The sequence below is a fragment of the Bradyrhizobium glycinis genome (genome assembly GCF_016031655.1).
GTDB lineage: Bacteria > Pseudomonadota > Alphaproteobacteria > Rhizobiales > Xanthobacteraceae > Bradyrhizobium > Bradyrhizobium glycinis.
On sequence record NZ_JACCHQ010000007.1, the window covers coordinates 98,903 to 117,018 of the forward strand.

Sequence of the window (18,116 nt, forward strand, 5' to 3'; positions counted from 1 at the left end):
ACGGGGCGATGCGGCGGATCGGGGGACGGGACATCGTTGCGGCGATCCTGATCGCGCTCCTCGCGGGCGCGGTCTTCACGTCCCCGCCGCTGCAGACGCTGCAAGGCCTCTCGCTCGACATCCTCACCGCCCTGCGCGGCAAGCTCATTGGCGACCGCCGCGATCCCTCGGCATCGCCGGTTGTCGTCGTGGCCATCGACGGACAAACCTACGAGTCCTCGCCCTTCAAGGGATCGCCGACGCAGACCTGGACGCGGGAGATCGGGCGGGTGCTCGGCAGCATCAGCGACGGCGGCGCCAAGGTGATCGGCTTCGACGTCATCTTCAAGAACTCGATCGAGCAGTCCGAGATTCCCTTTGGCGAGTCTTCGTTCGGTGCCCGCTTGCGCGGATTTGACCGGGATTATCTGATCGCGCTGCGACAGATCTCCGACAACGGCAAGCTGGTGCTCGGCGAGATCCTGAGCAACGACCATCCGGAAGTGCCATACCGTGCGCAGCAGCTGGCGGTGCGCAACAACGTCCGTGCGCTCAATGTCCACACCGACCCCGACGATGTCATCCGGCGGATGCCGCTCACCTTCGATATCGACGCCAAGCCGGTGCCCGCCATGGCGGTCGAGCTCGCCGCCCGCGCACTCGGCGCCAGCCTCGAGATCGCGCCATCCGGAGCGGCCGGGCTATCCGGCTACGCAATCCCGAGCGCCGTGCCGAACACGCTGACGCTCAATTTCCGCGGCCTCAGCCGCGACGTTCCGACCTTCTCCTTTGCCGATCTGCGCGCCTGCGTCGAAAAAGGCGACCGCGATTTCTTCCGGCGCGCCTTCGAGGGCAAGGTCGTTCTGCTCGGGACCGTCCTCAACTTCGAGGACCGCAAGCTCACCTCGATGCGGCTGTCCGGCGGCCATGACGGAACGCCGTCGGCACGATGTGCCCTGCCGGTCGCCGCCGGCACCGCGCAAAAGGCCCGCAGCGACGTCGCCGGTGTGTTCGTGCACGCCGCTGCGGTCCGGAACCTGATCGAGCGCGATGCCGTGACCGAGCTCGGCTTGCCCGCGCGCACCGTTCTCACGATCGCGTTCGCGGCCATCATCGCTTGCGCGGCCGGCGTGCTCGCGCCGAGTGGCGCGCTGATCGCCTGGCTCGGTCTCACGATCGTCTACGCGGTCGTTGCCGTCAGCGCATTCGTCCATGCCTTGGCGCTGCCGCTGACCGAGCCGGCGCTCGCCAGCCTTGCCGCGCTCGCGATCATGATCGGCTATCGCTTCGTGCTGGCCGACCGCGACGAGCGTTTCCTGCGCAAGAGCTTTGCGCTTTACCTCGCGCCCGAGGTGATCGAGACCATGGTCGCCTCCGGCAAGATGCCGGCGCTCGGCGGCGAGACTCGCAACGTCACCATGTTCTTCTCCGACCTCAGCGGTTTCTCCTCGATCGCCGAGACGATGACGCCGGTCGAGCTGGTGACGCTCATGAACGAATATCTGTCGGCCATGACCGACATCATCGAAAGCCATGGCGGTTACGTCGACAAATATATCGGCGATTCCATCGTCGCCATGTTCGGCGCACCGGCCGACGATCCCGCCCACGCGCGCAATGCGGTGCGTGCCGCGCTGAAGTGCCACGAGAAGCTGGCCGAGCTCAATGCCGGCCATCCCGCCTTCGCCGGTCACGGCCTGTCGCATCGCATCGGTCTCAACAGCGGCGAAGCCGTGGTCGGCAATATCGGCTCGCGGCGTCGCTTCAACTACACCGTGATGAGCGACACCGTGAACGTCGCCTCGCGGCTCGAGGGCGCCAACAAATATTACGGCACCGCGATCATGGCCTCGGAAACCACGATGGCGCAGACCGGCGATAGCTTCGCCTGGCGCGAGCTCGACGCGATCAGGGTGCAAGGCCGCGGCGAGGCGATCAGGGTGTTCGAGCCGCTGGCGGAAGCCGGCGCGGAGAGCGAGGCGCAGACGAAGCTGGCATCGGCGTATGCCGAAGGGCTGGCCTGCTGGCGGTCAAGAGAGTTTGCCAAGGCGGCCGATGCGTTCGACCGCATCGCGAAGATCGATCCTGCGGCAGCCCGGTTCGCCAAGCGTGCGAAAGTGCTGACGGAGACTCCGCCGCCGCCGGACTGGATACCGGTCAATACGCTGGAAGGGAAGTAGCGGCCGCGGGCACCAACTTCCCTCTCCCCTTGTTGTGGGAGAGGGTGGCTCGCCGCGCAGCGGCGAGACGGGTGAGGGGTTTCTCTCCGCGCACACTTCTCTCAATGAGTCCGCGGAGAGAGACCCCTCATCCGGCGCTTCGCGCCACCTTCTCCCACAAGGGGAGAAGGAACAGCGCCAACGTCAGCATCGCGCCTCTCGAAACTCGCAGGCTTCAGAACGGCAGCCCCGTATAATTCTCCGCAAGCAGACGCTGCGCCGTCTCGGACGAGAGCAGGTAGTCGAGCTCCGTCTGCTGCAGCCGATCCTCATATTCGATCCGGTCGGGGAAGCGGTGCAGCATCATCGTCATCCACCAGGAGAAGCGTTGTGCCTTCCAGATCCGGGCGAGCGCCTTGGCGGAATAGCCCTTGAGACCGGCATCGTCGCCGCTCTGATAATGCGCGAGCAGCGCGTGGTAGAGATAGTTGATGTCGGACGCGGCACTGTTCAATCCGCGCGCGCCGGTCGGCGGCACGATGTGCGCGGCATCGCCGGCGAGGAACAGGCGGCCATAGCTCATCGGCTCGGCGACGAAGCTGCGCAGGGGCGCGATGCTCTTCTCGATCGACGGCCCCGTGATCAGGCGGCCGGCGACCTCGTCCGGCAGGCGGCGCTTCAGCTCGGCCCAGAACGCATCGTCGCTCCAGTCCTCCACCTTGTCGGTCAAAGGCACCTGGATGTAGTAGCGGCTCAGAACCTGCGAGCGCAGCGAGCACAGCGCAAAGCCGCGCTCGTGCTTCACGTAGATCAGCTCGGGCGATACCGGTTTCGTGCGCGACAGCACGCCGAGCCAGCCGAACGGATAGACCTTCTCATATTCGCGCAGCACGTCCTTCGGGATCGACTTGCGGCTGACGCCATGGAAACCGTCGGCGCCGACGACGTAGTCGCAATCGACGCGGATCGTCTGCCCGTTCGAGCGATACGTCACATAGGGCCGATCCGACGTCAGATCGTGCGGCGTGACGTCCTCGGCATTGTGCACGACCTTGCCGCCGAGCCGGTCGCGCGCCTCGTAGAGGTCCCGCGTAAGCTCGGTCTGGCCGTAGACCAGCACCGAATTGCCGCCGGAATGCTTGTGCAGGTCGATATGGGACAGCACCCCGTCATGGGCGATCTCGAACCCCCGGTGGATCTCACCCTCGCGGTCCATCCGCTCGCCGCATTGCGCCTCGCGCATCAGCTTCGCAAAGCCGTGCTCGAGCACGCCGGCGCGGATCCGGGCCAGCACGTGGTCGCGGCTGTATTTCTCCAGCACGATCGTGTCGATGCCCTTGAGGTGCAGGAGCTGGGACAAGAGCAGCCCGGACGGCCCGCCGCCGATGATACAGACCTGAACTTTCATTTTTGCGTCCTCCCGTCGGCATTTTTTTTGCATATTCTACGCCGCAGACCGATGGAGGGTTTCGCCATTGTCTTGTACTATTCGAACATGAGAAGCGCGGCCCCCGCCCCGGCAATCCGGGTCTACAATCTGTTCGGCGAGTCCGGCGATCTGCCCGATGTCGTGCATTGCGAGACGATCGCCTCGCGATCGGTGCTGCACGACTGGACGCTGGCCGTGCACCGCCATGCCCGGCTGCACCAGGTGCTGCTGATCGAGCGCGGTGGCGGCGAGGCGACGCTCGACGGGCGCGTGGTGCCGCTGAGGCCAATGCAGATCGTCAACGTGCCGGTCGGCCACGTCCACGGCTTCCGCTTCGTGCCCGACACGCAAGGGTGGGTGTTGACCATCGCCGCGGAGATTCTCGATGAAGCGCTGCTCGCCGCCGAGGGCCTGCGCGGTGCGCTGTCGCGGTCGGCCGTGGTGCGCGGCACGCCGCAGATCCGCGCCACGATGAAGCAGATCTTTGCCGAGCACGCCGCGCGCGACTTCGGCCGTGCGCATGTGCTCCGCGCCTTGTCGTCGGCCATGATCGGGCTCGTGGCACGCGCGCTCACGGGCGAGAGCGGCGGCAACGGCACGGCCGAAAGCGGGTTGTTCCGCCGCTTCGAGGCGCTGCTGGAGCAGCATCATCTGGAACGCTGGAGCGTCGCCGACTATGCCGAGGCGCTGTCGGTGACACCGACGCATCTCAACCGGATCACGCGGGCGGCGACCGGCGATACCGCCTCGCATCTGATCCTCAACCGCCTGATCCGGGAGGCGCGGCGCAACCTTGTCTACACCAACCTGCCGGTCTCGACGATCGCCTACGCCCTCGGCTTCGAGGACCCCGCCTATTTCAGCCGGGTCTACGCCGCCGCCACGGGGGTCTCACCGCGCGCCTTCCGCGGCCGGCTCCATGACGGCGCAGGCTGAAGCATCGGACAAAGGACCTCGCGCACGTCTGATCGACGCGCTGCGCGGAACCGCGATGGCTCTCGTTGCCACTTACCTTCGTATAGTGCGCCCCATCCTTTGGATAGAGGCGCTTTACCTCCGTACAATTGAGCGGGACATGCCCTCGCCCTAGCGTCACAGCATTCGGCGCCCTGGCGCTGGTGGCATGGAGCCTCCCTAACCTCGGCGCAAGGCGGCCAACCCTGTCCGGTCGTCTGCGCCGCTTTTTCAGCAAAGCCATCGGCGCCTTCAGTTATTTTCCGGCCGACACACCGCGCCATTTCGGCTGGATCGTCGGCTGTCGTGTCGAACCAAGGATTGTGCATAATGTCTTCGTTTGGGAAGATCGCGCTCTTTATCGACGGCGCCAATCTCTATGCCACCGCCAAGGCGCTCGGCTTCGACATCGACTACAAGCGCCTGCTCAGCGAATTTCAGAGCCGAGGTACGCTGCTCCGGGCCTTCTACTATACGACACTCATCGAGGATCAGGAATATTCGTCGCTCCGCCCGTTGATCAATTGGCTCGACTACAACGGATACACCGTCGTCACCAAGCTCACCAAGGAGTTCATCGACGCCACCACCGGCCGCCGCAAGGTGAAGGGCAGCATGGATGTCGACCTCGCCGTAAGCGCGATGGAGCTCGCCGAGCATGTCGAGCAAATCGTGTTGTTCTCGGGCGATGGGGATTTCCGTTCGCTGGTGGAAGCCTTGCAACGCCGCGGAGTCCGCGTGACGGTCGTCTCCACACTCTCCACTCAGCCGCCCATGATCGCCGACGACCTGCGCCGGCAGGCTGACGTCTTCATCGACTTGGCAGACCTGAGACAAAAATTGGGGCGCGATCCGATCGAACGCCCGGCATTGCGCGAGCTGCGGCAACCGCAATTCCTCGCGCGCGGAACCATCAAACGCGACGACCAGGTCGAGTGACCCTGCGAGACGACCGCCGGATATTCACACGTCGAAGAACACCGTCTCCTCTGGCCCCTGCAGATTGATCGTGAAGGCGTACACGACCTTGCCGGCGCGCTCGCTGCGGGTCGCGATCAACGTCTTGCGGCGCACCGGATGCTCGATCAGGTTGAGCACGGGATCGGCGGCGTTGGCCGCTTCCTCGTCCGAGAAGTAGAGCCGCGTGTTGAGGCCGATGTTGATGCCGCGCGCGACGATCCAGACGTTGACGTGCGGCGCGCATTTGCGCCCCGTCCTGTCGGTGATCGCGCCCGGCTTGATGGTCTCGAAGGTGACGAGGCCGCTGTCGAAGTCGGAGCCGGCGCGGCCCCAGCCGCGAAACTCGTCATCCAGCGCGCCGGCCGAGCGATCGGCGGGATGGTTGTAGCGGCCGGCTGCATTGGCCTGCCAGATCTCCAGCAGCACGTCGCGCAGCGGCGTGCCGGTGCCGTCGAGCACCTTGCCCTCCAGCGTGATGCGCTCGCCCTTGGTGTTCGGCGTCACCAGCACGTTGGAAAAGTTCTTCTCGAAGATGTCGAAGCCGGCCATGGCCGGGATCAGGCCGATATGGACGTAGGGCCCGGCGGTCTGCGAGGCGGTTTCCTTAAGATAGTTGAGCGGCTGCGGCATGGGCGTTAGTTCCCTGCTGTGCGATTTTCGAAATAGGTGGAGCGCTGGCCGCGCAGCACAATGTCGAAGCGGTAGGCGAGCGAGTCGAACGGCGTCGATGCGTTGAGGTCGAGCGGCGCCACGAGGCGGTCGAGCGCGTCCTTGTCGGGGATCGTCGTCAGGATCGGACAGACCGGGATCAGCGGATCGCCTTCGAAATACATCTGCGTGATCAGCCGCTGCGCAAAGCCCGAGCCGAACACCGAGAAGTGGATATGGGCGGGGCGCCAGCTGTTGACGTAGTTGCGCCAGGGATAGGGGCCCGGCTTCACAGTGCGGAAATAGTAGTAGCCGGTGTCGTCGGTGAGAGCGCGGCCGCAGCCGCCGAAGTTGGGGTCGATCGGGGCCAGATAGGTGTCCTTCTTGTGCCGATAGCGGCCGCCGGCATTGGCCTGCCAGAACTCGACCAGCGTGTTCGGAACGCCCCGGCCGGTCTCGTCCAGCACGCGGCCGTGGACGATGATGCGCTCGCCGACGGGATCGCCGTCCTTGGCGTAATTGCGGATCAAATCGTTGTCGAGCGGGCCGAGATCATTGTGCCCGAACACCGGCCCGGTGATCTCCGAGATCGAGTTCTCCAAGGACAGCAGCGACTGGCGCGGCGAGCGCAGCACCGAGGACTTGTAGCCGGGCGCATGCACCGGCGGATGGATCGCTCGGTCGCGCTGGAAGAAGCCGCCGTCGCCGAGCGGCGGCGGCAAGGGCTCGGGACGGTTGAGGCGGGGATCCCGCAAGGCTGGCGCCTGGGCATTCATCGGCGTTGTCTCTCCCTGGGAGCCCGGAATCGGGCCGGCTTATCGGGAGATCATGGGCCGGACTATTCCACAGATAAATAGATCGATTATAATATATTGCATGAAAGAAATCGATCATTTGGCGCTCGACGGCCACGCCCTGCGGCTGTTCCTCGCCGTACTGGAGGAAGGCTCGGTCACAGCGGCCGCAACACGCCTGGGCCTGACGCAATCCGCCGTCAGCCACGCGCTGAACAAGCTGCGGCGGATCGCCGGCGATCCGCTGTTCGCCAAGTCCGGCCGCGGCATCGTCGCGACGGCCCATGCGCAGGCACTGGCCGGCAAGGCACGCGCGCTGATCGACGAGATGCGCAGCTTCGCCGGCGGCGTCAGCTTCGAGCCTGCCCGCGCACAGCTGTCGTTGACGATCGCGGCCAACGACTTCCAGCGCGACCTGCTGCTGCCGCGGTTCTTCGATCACGTCGCCGCACAGGTGAAGAGCCTGAATCTGCGCGTGATCCCCTCTCAATCGCCCTCGCCCGCGATGCTGCGCGAGAACCGCTGCGACCTCATGATCACGCCGCTGCCGCCGTCCGGCGTCGACATCGTACAGAAACGACTGCTGAGGGATCACTACGTCTGCTACCACGATCCCAAGGCACGTGCCGCGCCGGCCAGCCGCAATGCCTATCTCGCGGCGCGTCACATCACCGTGGTCTATACCGACAATGAGCGGCTCGACTTCGACCGCCGGCTGGCAGCGAACGGGCTCCACCGCGACATCGCGATCTCCGTGCCGAGCTTCTCCGGCGTGCCGTCATTCCTGCGCGGCTCACAGATGCTGGCGAGCATGCCGAGCCTGCTCGCGTCCGGCGTAATGCGCGGCTTTGCGCAAACACCAATCCCGCTGGCGTCCCGCACCAAGACCCTGGCCGAGCTGCCGATGTTCATGGTCTGGCACCAGCGCTACCAGAAGGACCCGGCCCACCGCTGGGTCAGGAGCCAGCTCGAGGCCGTCGCGGCGACCGCCGCCAAATTCTGAGCTGCCGTCCTCATGTCCCGATATCAGGTGCCGCGCTTCGCAAGACTGCCCTTCCCAAACCCACTGGTTGCGCAGGGGGAGCCGCGCTAAAATCCCCTCATGACAGTGACTGACATTGCGAGCCGGACCTACAATCACAGCTGGCGGCTGGATCCCATTATCCGCAGCCTGCTCGATACCGACTTCTACAAACTATTGATGTTACAGATGATTCGGGAGGATTACCCGAGTCAGAAGGTGACCTTTTCGGTGATCAACCGCTCGCGCTTTGTGCGGCTTGCCGAGATCATCGACGAGGGTGAGCTGCGCGCCCAGCTCGACCATGCCCGCACCATCCGCTTCACCAAGAAAGAGCTGATCTGGCTGGCCGGTAACACCTTCTACGGCAAGACCCATATGTTCTCGGCGGATTTCATCCGCTGGCTGGCGGAATTCCGCTTGCCTGAATACGAGCTGCGCAAGGTCGAGGGCCAGTACGAACTGCATTTCCACGGCCCCTGGACCCACACCACGATGTGGGAGATTCCGGCGCTTGCGATCCTCAACGAGCTGCGTTCGCGTGCGGCCATGAAGGGCCGCGGCCGCTTCGAGCTGGACGTGCTCTACGCCCGCGCCAAGGCCAAGTTGTGGACCAAGGTCGAACGGCTGCGCCAGCTCGAGAACCTGCGGCTCTCCGACTTCGGCACGCGCCGTCGCCACGGCTTCCTCTGGCAGCGCTGGTGCGTCGAGGCGGTGAAGGAAGGCCTGGGCCCGTCCTTCATCGGCACTTCCAACGTGCTGCTCGCGATGGACAACGATCTCGAAGCCATAGGCACCAACGCGCACGAGCTGCCGATGGTGGCAGCCGCGCTCGCCAGGGACGACGAGGAATTGCGCTGGGCGCCCTACCGCATTCTCGACCAGTGGCGTCAGACTTACGGCGGCAACCTCCTGATCGCGCTGCCCGACGCCTTTGGGACCAGGGCCTTCCTCCGCGATGCACCGGAATGGGTCGCCGATTGGACCGGCTTCCGCCCCGACAGCGCGCCGCCGATCCAGGCCGGCGAGGAGATCATCGCCTGGTGGCAGAAGCAGGGCCGCAACCCAAAGGACAAGCTGCTCGTCTTCTCGGACGCGATGGACGTCGGCTCGATCGAGGACACCTATCGCCATTTCGCAGGGCGCGTGCGGCTCTCCTTCGGCTGGGGCACCAATCTCACCAACGATTTCGTCGGCTGCACGCCGGACGGCTCCATCAGCCTCGATCCGATCTCGCTGGTCTGCAAGGTCTCATCGGTCGACGGCCGTCCGGCCGTCAAGCTCTCCGACAATCCGGAGAAGGCGACCGGCCTGCCCTCGGAAATCGAGCGTTATCTGCGCGTGTTCGGCGACGCCGGTCGCGTGCGCAAGCCGGTGCTGGTGTAGCGCCTCGCCAAACTCTCCATCGAGTAAATCGCGCACGACGAATGCGCGGCATCGTTCGTTGATACCGCGCCAGTTGCCCGTTCGCCGGCATTTGAAGCGATTTGCGGGCGCCTGCTTCAGAACGGCTTCACCCTGCGACGGAGTTCTCCGCACGTTTCAGGTCGAGTTAAGCAACCAACTCGTCTACTTTGCGTTGCAGGCGCAACGCCCTGCAGGGCGCGTCGATCGATTTGGGGACCAGTGTGTTTCGCAGAACAGCGGCGTCGGCGGAGGGCGGCAACCTCCTTCACGTCATCAAGCTCGTCTCGCCTTTCGTGATGGTCGTCGTGCTGCAGGCGGCGATCGCCGGATTCAGTCTCGAGGTGATGTCGTCGGTCCGCGCCTATGTCGCGGGCGAAGCACTCTGGTCACGCTCGCAGAAGAACGCGGTCTATTTCCTCAATCTCTACCTGCATTCGGGCGAACCGAGTCAGTTCGCGCAATATCAGGCTTCGCTCGCCGTTCCCATCGGCGACGAGTTCGCGCGCTGGGCGCTGGAGCGCGATCCGGTCGACGTCGAGGCCGCCCGCATCGGCTTTCTGCAAGGCGGCAACCATCCGGATGACGTCCCGGGACTGATCTGGCTGTTCCGCTATTTCAATCGCGTCAGCTTCCTCCGGGACGCGATCAGGGAATGGGCCGCCACCGATCCCATACTGCTGGAGCTCAGCGTGTTCGGAGAGGTCATCCGATCCGAGCTGGAGAAAGGTCCCATTCAGCACGACCGCCTGCAATTCCTGTCGTCGCGGCTGTCGGAGCTCAATGCCCAGTTCACGGTGCACGCCAAGCGGTTCTCCACCGTCCTCGGTGAAGGATCCCGGGCGATCAAGCTGACGCTGACGGGCATCAACATCCTCACCGCAGCAATGCTGATCCTGCTCCTGATCTGGCATACGCGCCGGCTGGTGCGGCAGCGGCAGTCATTCGAAGACGCCTTGCATGCCGAGAAGGAGCGTCTGGCCTGGCAGGCATCGCACGATTGGTTGACCGGCCTCTCCAACCGCCGCGCCTTCGAGGCGCGCCTGCAAGCTGAGCTGGACAATGGCGCAGCGGGTGCGCTCGCCCTCATCCTGCTCGACCTCGACCAGTTCAAGAATGTCAATGACAGTTGCGGCCACCTCGCCGGCGACCGCCTGCTCCGCGAGGTCTCGCGCCTGCTGCAGCAGGACCGGCATGCGCATGATCTGGTGGCCCGGCTCGGCGGTGACGAATTCGGCCTGATCCTGCCGCAATGCTCGCCCTTCGATGCCGTCGACATCGCCGAGCGTCTGCGCCGGTCGCTGGAGCTGTTCAATTTCGCCTGGGACGACCGCTGCTTTGCCGTGACCGCCAGCATCGGCGTTGCCTGCATCGCCGACGGCAACATCACGCTCGAGGATGCGATGCGACGCGCGGATGCGGCCTGCTACCGCGCTAAGGAAAAGGGCCGCAACCGCGTTCAGGTCGAGAACGGGCGATCGGACGTTGTCGTCGTTGCGCCACGCCCACGCGAGGCGCTCGCTGCACGAGGGTAATGGCGTCGTCACCGCAGGGGCAGAATTCCGAGTCCTCTGAGATGCGTCTCGACGAACTGCTCGACTTGCTGGCGCAGCATCTGCGACGGCACGGCCACCATGCGCTCCTCGAGGCCGAGCGAGATGATGCCATGCACGGCGGAAAACAGCGTGCGCGACAGCAGCGCGATCTTCACGTCGTCAGCATCCGGCAATAGCCGCACCAGGGGTGGATGCATCAGCGCGAAGGCATCCATCACCATCTGGAGGATGTCGTCCGGATAGGGACGATCGTCCTCCATCCGATGCTCGAACAGGGAGTGCAGCAGATTGGCGTGCGCGGCGAAGAAGTCGAGATAGGTCTCGGCGAGCCCATAGAGCTGGCGGACCGGATCCTCGGCAGGAACAGCCCGGAGCCGGGCCGTGAGCGCCTGAACCGTTTCCCGGTTCACCGTCAGGATGACGCCGTCGAAGTCGCCGAACTCGTTATAGACGCTGCCAACCGAGCAGCCGGCCGCTTCCGCCACGTCCCGAACCTTCAGCGATCTCAGTCCCCTAGCTGAGATGATGCCGCGGGCGATCTCGACGATCTGGAGCCGGCGCCGAAATTTTTTCTGGTCCCGCAGCGATTCTTCTTGAACATTGTTCATTCTCAAGCTACTCATGTGAACATTGTTCAATTTAACCTGGAGACCTGGAAAATGCAAACCCTTGCTCTCGATATCGCCGCCACCTTCGTCGATGACGCCGCCGCCCTCGCGACCGCTCTCGGCCGGGCTCTGCTGCGGTTCGCCATGGCGCCCATCAATCGCATCGCCAATGCCTGCGACGTCGCCGGCGTGCTCGCCGAGCGCCGGGCGACCTTCCGGATGTGGCGGGCCAATCGCGCCCGTGCGCGTCAGGAGCGGCGCCGGTTCAGCCTGCTCGGCCGCCTCTCGCCGTTTCGCCACCTCGCCCATCTCACCTGAGACGGGTGCAGCCGTGCCGCTGAAATTCGAATCCCGGATCTGGTCGCAAGGAAGAACTCACTTTGTCCGGACATTCGCGGGCGATCCGCTGGTCAACATGAGGCGGCTCAGCTTTGCTTGTCGCCCCGGCGATCTCACCGACGCGGCCTCGACCGGATATTCGCGAACCTAACGATACCAATTGGAGACCAACAGGATCGGAGGAACCGAGGGGACGGAGCAGGCCAGCAACTTCGTTGCCGCGCAAATCCTTCGCCCCATGCGATTCCGGTCGTGACGTTTCGTTAGACAACTTAACAACCTCAGTCTGCCTTGCCAAAACAGGACTAGTCATGATCAGGGAATTGATGTCGTCACGCCGCTTCGCGCCGCTGTTCTGGGCGCAATTCTTCTCGGCGCTCAATGACAACGTGCTCAAGAATGCACTCGTCATCATCCTGCTTTACAGTGCCGCGACCGGCCACGGCGATGCGCTGGTGACGGTGGCAGGCGCCGTCTTCATCTTCCCTTACTTCATCCTGTCCGGGCTCGGCGGCCAGCTCGCCGACAAATACGTCAAGTCCGTCGTCGCAAGGCGGCTCAAATTCGTCGAGATCTTCGCAGCCTGCTTCGCCGCTGCCGGCTTCTTCCTGCATTCGGTGCCGCTCCTGTTCGCCGCGCTCGCGCTGTTCGGCACCATCGCCGCCCTGTTCGGCCCCGTGAAATACGCGATGCTGCCGGATCAGCTCGAGCTCGGCGAGCTCGCGACCGGCAACGCGCTGGTCGAGGGCGCAACCTTCATGGCGATCCTGCTCGGCACCGTCGCGGGTGGCCAGTTCGTCGCCGGCTCCGCGCATATGGGCTGGGTCGCATCGGCCGTGGTCGTGCTGGCTGTGTTGTCCTGGGCGTTCGCATCCCGCATTCCGCAGACGACGCCTTCCGCGCCTGAGCTGCCCGTCGACGCCAATCCCTGGACCTCGACGGTGAGCCTGCTCAGGACGCTCTACGCCGACCGACGGCTCTGGGACGGCACCGTGATCGTCTCCTGGTTCTGGCTGGTCGGCGCCATCGTGCTGTCGCTGCTGCCGGCGCTGATCAAGGAGGTGGTCGGCGGCACCGAGGGCGTCGTGACGCTGTGCCTTGCCATCTTCGCCATCGGCATCGCGATAGGCTCGCTGTTTGCCGCCAGCCTCAGCCATGTTCGCCCGAACCTCGCGCTGGTGCCGATCGGCGCCATCATCATGGGGTTTGCGGGCCTCGATCTCGCCTGGGCCATCGGCGTGACCGCCAAGGGTCACGACGTCACCGCGCTCGGCTTCGCCACCTCGTTCGCGGGCTTGCGCATGCTGGCCGACTTCGTCGCCTTCGCGTTCGGCGGCGGCCTGTTCGTCGTTCCGTCCTTTGCCGCGGTCCAGGCCTGGTCGGAACCTTCCGAGCGCGCCCGCATCATCGCCGCCGGCAACGTACTGCAGGCCGCCTTCATGGTGGTCGGCTCGCTGTTCGTCGCGCTGTTGCAGGCGGCCGGTCTCCATATCGGCTGGATCTTCTTCGGCCTCGGCGTCGCCAGCTTCGGCGCGGTGTGGTTCGTGCTGACCAAGTGGGGCAAGGAAGGCGTGCGCGACTTCGGCGGACTGCTATTCCGCGCCCTGCTCCGCACTGAGATTCGCGGGCTCGAGAATCTGCCGCCTCCGGGGACGCGCATGCTGATCGCGCCCAACCATGTCAGCCTGATCGACGGCCCGCTGCTGCACGCCGTGCTGCCGATCGACGCGAGCTTTGCGGTCGATACCGGCATCGCCAAGGCCTGGTGGGCCAAGCCGTTCCTGCGCGTCGTCAAGCACTACACCATGGACCCGACCAAGCCGCTGGCCGCGCGCGACCTGATCAAGCTCGTCGCCGCGGGCGAGCCCGTCGTGATCTTCCCGGAAGGACGGATCACCGTCTCCGGTTCGCTGATGAAGGTGTATGATGGCACCGCGATGATCGCGGACAAGGCCGACGCCGTGGTCGTGCCGGTCCGGATCGAAGGCGCACAGCGCTCCTATCTCAGCTATCTCAACTCCAGCCAGATCAAGCGGTCCTGGTTTCCGCGCGTAACGGTCACGATCCTGCCGCCGGTCAAGCTTCCGGTCGACGAAACGCTCAAGGGCAAGGCACGCCGCAATGCCGCCGGCGCCGCGCTGCAGGACGTCATGATTGACGCCCTCGTCAAGAACGCCATGCTCGATCACACGCTGTTCGAAGCACTCGGACACGCCTATCGCGACCGCGACACCGGCAAGGTCATCATCGAGGATGCGCTCGGCACCAAGCTGACCTATCGCAAGCTGATCCTCGGCGCCCAGGTGCTGAGCCGGAAGCTGGAAAGCGGCACCGCCGTCGGCGAGAATGTCGGCGTGCTGCTGCCGAACTCCGCAGGCGTTGCCGTCGTTTTCATGGCACTACAGAACATCGGCCGGGTGCCGGCGATGCTCAACTTCTCGGCCGGCCCGGTCAACGTGCTCGCCGCCATGAAGGCCGCGCAGGTCAAGACCGTGCTGACCTCGAAGGCCTTTATCGAGAAGGGCAAGCTCGACAAGCTGATGGCCGCGATCTCGGCCGAGGCGCGCGTGGTTTATCTCGAGGACGTCCGCGCTTCGATCGGCATCGCCGACAAGATCAAGGGCCTGCTCGCCGGCACCGCGCCGCGCGTGCCCCGCCAGGCCAACGATCCCGCCGTCGTGCTGTTCACCTCGGGCTCGGAAGGCACGCCAAAGGGCGTGGTGCTGTCCCATCGCAACATCCTCGCCAACGCGGCGCAGGCGTTGGCGCGGGTCGACGCCAATGCCAACGACAAGGTGTTCAACGTGCTGCCGGTGTTCCACTCGTTTGGACTCACGGGCGGAATGATGATGCCGATGCTGGCGGGCATTCCGATCTACATGTATCCCTCGCCGCTGCACTACCGGATCGTGCCCGAGCTGATCTACCAGACCGGCGCCACGATCCTGTTCGGCACAGACACATTCCTGACCGGCTATGCCCGCTCCGCGCACCCTTACGACTTCCGCACCCTGCGTCTGGTGATCGCCGGCGCCGAGGCGGTCAAGGACCGCACGCGGCAGGTGTTCATGGAGCGCTACGGCATCCGCATCCTCGAAGGCTACGGCGTCACCGAGACGGCGCCGGTGCTGGCGATGAATACGCCGATGGCCAATCGCCCCGGCACTGTCGGGCGCCTGTCGCCGCTGATGGAAAGCCGCCTCGATCCGGTCCCGGGCATCGAGGAAGGCGGACGCCTCTCGGTGCGCGGCCCCAACGTGATGCTCGGCTACCTCAGGGCCGAAAATCCCGGCGTGCTCGAAGTGCTCCCCGATGGCTGGCACGACACCGGCGACATCGTTTCGATCGATTCCGCGGGCTTCATCACCATCAAGGGCCGCGCCAAGCGCTTTGCCAAGATCGCAGGCGAAATGGTCTCGCTGTCGGCGGTCGAAGCCATCGCGGCGGCGTTGTGGCCGCAGGCCGGCTCGGTCGCGGTCTCGATCCCCGACCAGCGCAAGGGCGAGCGCATTGTGCTGCTGACGACGGAGAAGAACGCCGAGCGCAGCGCGATGCAGGCCCAGGCCAAGGCGATCGGCGCCTCCGAGCTGACCGTGCCCGCGGCGATCATGGTGGTCGACAAGGTGCCGCTGCTCGGCACCGGCAAGACCGACTATGTCACCGCGACGACGATGGCTCGCGAGCAGGCGTCGGCGCCGGAGCGCGAGGTGGCGTAAGAGGTTCCGAGACGGGCGGCGCGCGGGTCACGCCGCCGTCCGCCGCTCCTGCGCGTAGCGCACCAGCGCGGCAAAACGATAAAGGCCGTGCACGAACTTGCCGTAGGGCATGGTGATGAACAACGCGAACACGGCGCCGAGATGCAGCGCGAGCAGCGGCCCCATCGCGGCGGTCTCGCGCAGCACCAACAGCAGCATGCCAGTGACGCCGGTCAGGAACAGCATGGCGATGAAGCCGACGTCCATGCCGTAGCTGAACTCATCGAGCAGGGCCGGATCGCGCCACATCTTGGCGGCGAGCAGGCCGATCGGCCCGACGATCAGGCCGATGCCGCCGAGCGTGCCGAGCACCACGGGCAGGTCCCACCACGGGTACGGCGCCTCGCGGCCGAGGAGATAGTGATAGAGCGTCGCAACAGACGTCGCTGCGAAGCACAGCAAGAAGCCGTAGAAGGTCAGGTGATGATAGAGCTTGCGCCGGTCGGTCGGCTTGTCGTCCTCGTTGTAGCAGCCGACGCCGCCGCCATCGAGATAGCGCAGCTCGCCGGCGTCGCGGATTGCCTGAAAGATCGAGCCGCCATCGGCGCGGCCGCCGATCGGCGTGCCGATGTCGCGCCAGAAGGCACGCACGCTCATCACGAGGGCGAGGATAGCGTAAAGGAATGCGGCGCCGAACAGCGCGGCCATCGCATTGTGCGGCATCAGCTTGTAAAAGGCGCCGGGGCCGGTGTGCACACCGAACAACACGCTCCTGTCATTCAAGGCGGCGAAGCCGAGAATGAAGGCGGCCATGCTGAGCGCGGCGGTGATGCTGATGACGAGGCCGTTGCGCGCGAAGGCGCTGGATACCGCACGCGGCCAGGCATAGGCCGCATAGGATTCCGCTCGCGCAACCGCCAGCGTCTTGGGAACGTTGACGTTGAACTCGTGCGGCGGCGAGAACTGGCAGTCGACGTAGCAGGCGCCGCAGGAATGGCAGAGATTGGCGAGATAGTTGAGATCGCCGTCGGAGAAGGCGCGGCGCATCTCCATGGCGGGAAATACCGCGCACAGGCCCTCGCAATAGCGGCAGGAATTGCAGACCGTCATCAGACGGTCGGCTTCGTCCAAAATTCTAGTTCCGTGCATGTTTCGCCGCTTCCCGTCCTGCGATCCGCCCGAACACGCTGCCGATGGTCATGCCCATGCCGGCCGCATAGCCCTTGCCAAGCACATTGCCGGCCATGATCTCCCCGGCCGCGAACATGTTGGCGGACGGCTTGCCGTCCTTCATCAGCATTCGCGCCTCCTTGTTCACACGCGTGCCGAGATAGGTGAAGGTGATGCCGGGCCGCACCGGATAGGCGAGATAAGGCGGCGTCTCGATCTTGCGCGCCCAGTGCGTTTTGGGTGGCGTGATGCCCTCGGTCACGCAATCATCCAGAATGGTGTGGTCGAAGGTCCCGGGCCGCACCGCGGCGTTGAACTCGGTGATGGTCTTTTCCAACGCGACGGGATCGAGCGCGAGCTTGCCGGCGAGCTCCGCGATCGTCTGCCCGGCAATTGGCGGAAACAGCGTCGGCATGAAGCTGGTGACGACCGTGGAATCGAAGATGATGTAGGCGATCTGGTCGGGCTGCGCCGCCACCAGCCGGCCCCAGATCGCGTAGCGCTTCGGCCAGATGTCTTCGCCCTCGTCGTAGAAGCGCTGGGCATGCTTATTGACGACGATACCGAACACGACGGAGTCGTGGCGGGTGATGATGCCGCCGTCGAATTTCGGCGCGCGGGCATCGATCGCGACTGCATGACATTGGGTGGGATCACCGACTTCCTGCACGCCCTTGTCGAGCAGGATCTTCAGGACCGAGCCGCGGTTATAGGGGGTGCCGCGGATCAGGAAGTTGTCGGCGGCCTCGCCCCAATATTGTTTCAGCCATTCGATGTTGGCCTCGAACCCGCCGGCCGCGGCAACCAATGACGTCGCGCGGATCTCGGTCTCGCCCTTGACTGGCCGCTTGAGGCGCGCCGCGAGGAACATGCCGTCCTCGATCACGAGATCGGTCACCTCGGCGTCGTATTCGACGGCGACGCCAAGCCGTTCGGCGGTGAGATAAAGCGCGTTCAGCATCGCCCGGCCGCCGCCGAGGAAAAAGGAATTGGTGCGGCCGAGGCTCAGCGTGCCGCCGAGCGAGGGCTGCCAGCGCACGCCGTGCTCCACGATCCAGTTCAGGATGTCCTTGGATTCGCGGATCATATGTCGGGCGAGCACCTCGTCGGTTTGCCCGCCGGTGACGCGCAGCAGATCCTCCCAGAACTCCTCCTCGCTGTAGGGGCCGGTCAGGATTTCGGTCGCCGCGTCATGGGCGCAGCGCATGTTGCGGGTGTGGCGGGTGTTGCCGCCGCGGTAGAATTTTGGCGCGGCCTCGAGCACCAGCACTGAGGCGCCGCCGCGCCGCGCGCTGATCGCCGCGCACAGGGCCGCATTGCCGCCGCCGATCACCAGCACGTCGTATTTGCTGCTCATCCCGTCTGCCCGATGCGGCCAAATTGGAGACATTCTTCCCGCA

General features: G+C 65.1%; 14 protein-coding genes. 8 read left to right on the forward strand and 6 right to left on the reverse strand.

Going from position 1 to position 18,116, the window contains the following annotated elements; all coding sequences use genetic code 11:
* The first annotated feature begins 8 nt into the window (after positions 1 to 8).
* The gene (locus tag HZZ16_RS13090) at positions 9 to 2,159 is read left to right on the forward strand and encodes an adenylate/guanylate cyclase domain-containing protein (RefSeq protein WP_197948865.1); all 2,151 of its coding nucleotides are present in this window, start codon (positions 9 to 11) and stop codon (positions 2,157 to 2,159) included.
* A gap of 214 nt (positions 2,160 to 2,373) precedes the next feature.
* Here the strand turns inward: HZZ16_RS13090 and pobA are convergent, their stop codons facing one another.
* Positions 2,374 to 3,546 carry a 4-hydroxybenzoate 3-monooxygenase gene (gene pobA / locus HZZ16_RS13095; RefSeq protein WP_197948866.1) on the reverse strand — a complete coding sequence of 391 codons (1,173 nt, stop codon included), beginning with the start codon at positions 3,544 to 3,546 and terminating at the stop codon, positions 2,374 to 2,376.
* A gap of 51 nt (positions 3,547 to 3,597) precedes the next feature.
* Here pobA and HZZ16_RS13100 point away from each other — a divergent pair, with 51 nt between their 5' ends.
* Together HZZ16_RS13100 and HZZ16_RS13105 are read left to right on the forward strand one after the other, a co-directional pair.
* Positions 3,598 to 4,503 (forward strand): helix-turn-helix domain-containing protein, encoded by a 906-nt coding sequence (locus HZZ16_RS13100; RefSeq protein WP_197948867.1) that lies wholly within the window; start codon positions 3,598 to 3,600, stop codon positions 4,501 to 4,503.
* 348 nt (positions 4,504 to 4,851) lie between these two features.
* A complete protein-coding gene (locus HZZ16_RS13105; protein ID WP_197948868.1) occupies positions 4,852 to 5,460 on the forward strand; it encodes a LabA-like NYN domain-containing protein in 609 nt (202 codons plus the stop codon).
* A 24-nt stretch (positions 5,461 to 5,484) separates the two neighbouring features.
* Here the strand turns inward: HZZ16_RS13105 and pcaG are convergent, their stop codons facing one another.
* Both pcaG and pcaH read right to left on the reverse strand, forming a co-directional pair.
* Positions 5,485 to 6,111: a protocatechuate 3,4-dioxygenase subunit alpha gene (gene pcaG / locus HZZ16_RS13110; protein WP_197948869.1), complete on the reverse strand. Its 627-nt coding sequence runs from the start codon at positions 6,109 to 6,111 to the stop codon at positions 5,485 to 5,487.
* A 5-nt stretch (positions 6,112 to 6,116) separates the two neighbouring features.
* A complete protein-coding gene (gene pcaH, locus HZZ16_RS13115; RefSeq protein WP_197948870.1) occupies positions 6,117 to 6,905 on the reverse strand; it encodes a protocatechuate 3,4-dioxygenase subunit beta in 789 nt (262 codons plus the stop codon).
* A 100-nt stretch (positions 6,906 to 7,005) separates the two neighbouring features.
* Between pcaH and HZZ16_RS13120 the strand changes: the two genes are divergently transcribed.
* The 3 genes from HZZ16_RS13120 (at position 7,006) to HZZ16_RS13130 (ending at position 10,883) form a co-directional block, all read left to right on the forward strand.
* The gene (locus HZZ16_RS13120) at positions 7,006 to 7,926 is read left to right on the forward strand and encodes a LysR family transcriptional regulator (RefSeq protein ID WP_197948871.1); all 921 of its coding nucleotides are present in this window, start codon (positions 7,006 to 7,008) and stop codon (positions 7,924 to 7,926) included.
* Between the two features lie 99 nt (positions 7,927 to 8,025).
* Complete coding sequence (gene pncB, locus HZZ16_RS13125) at positions 8,026 to 9,330, forward strand: nicotinate phosphoribosyltransferase (RefSeq protein ID WP_197948872.1); 1,305 nt, start codon at positions 8,026 to 8,028, stop codon at positions 9,328 to 9,330.
* A 242-nt stretch (positions 9,331 to 9,572) separates the two neighbouring features.
* Entirely contained in the window at positions 9,573 to 10,883 is a 1,311-nt protein-coding gene (locus HZZ16_RS13130) for a GGDEF domain-containing protein (protein ID WP_197948873.1), read from the forward strand.
* A gap of 8 nt (positions 10,884 to 10,891) precedes the next feature.
* On the opposite strand, the gene HZZ16_RS13135 is transcribed toward HZZ16_RS13130, so the two are convergent.
* On the reverse strand, positions 10,892 to 11,512 hold the full coding sequence (locus HZZ16_RS13135; protein WP_197948874.1) for a TetR/AcrR family transcriptional regulator: 621 nt from the start codon (positions 11,510 to 11,512) through the stop codon (positions 10,892 to 10,894).
* Positions 11,513 to 11,563: 51 nt separating this feature from the next.
* Here HZZ16_RS13135 and HZZ16_RS13140 point away from each other — a divergent pair, with 51 nt between their 5' ends.
* Both HZZ16_RS13140 and HZZ16_RS13145 read left to right on the forward strand, forming a co-directional pair.
* Positions 11,564 to 11,830 carry a hypothetical protein gene (locus HZZ16_RS13140; protein WP_197948875.1) on the forward strand — a complete coding sequence of 89 codons (267 nt, stop codon included), beginning with the start codon at positions 11,564 to 11,566 and terminating at the stop codon, positions 11,828 to 11,830.
* Positions 11,831 to 12,162: 332 nt separating this feature from the next.
* Entirely contained in the window at positions 12,163 to 15,567 is a 3,405-nt protein-coding gene (locus tag HZZ16_RS13145; protein ID WP_197948876.1) for an acyl-[ACP]--phospholipid O-acyltransferase, read from the forward strand.
* Between the two features lie 27 nt (positions 15,568 to 15,594).
* On the opposite strand, the gene tcuB is transcribed toward HZZ16_RS13145, so the two are convergent.
* Complete coding sequence (gene tcuB, locus HZZ16_RS13150; protein ID WP_197948877.1) at positions 15,595 to 16,695, reverse strand: tricarballylate utilization 4Fe-4S protein TcuB; 1,101 nt, start codon at positions 16,693 to 16,695, stop codon at positions 15,595 to 15,597.
* Positions 16,682 to 18,073 carry an FAD-dependent tricarballylate dehydrogenase TcuA gene (gene tcuA, locus HZZ16_RS13155; RefSeq protein WP_197948878.1) on the reverse strand — a complete coding sequence of 464 codons (1,392 nt, stop codon included), beginning with the start codon at positions 18,071 to 18,073 and terminating at the stop codon, positions 16,682 to 16,684. Before tcuA ends, tcuB begins: the two co-directional genes overlap by 14 nt.
* Positions 18,074 to 18,116 lie beyond the last annotated feature (43 nt).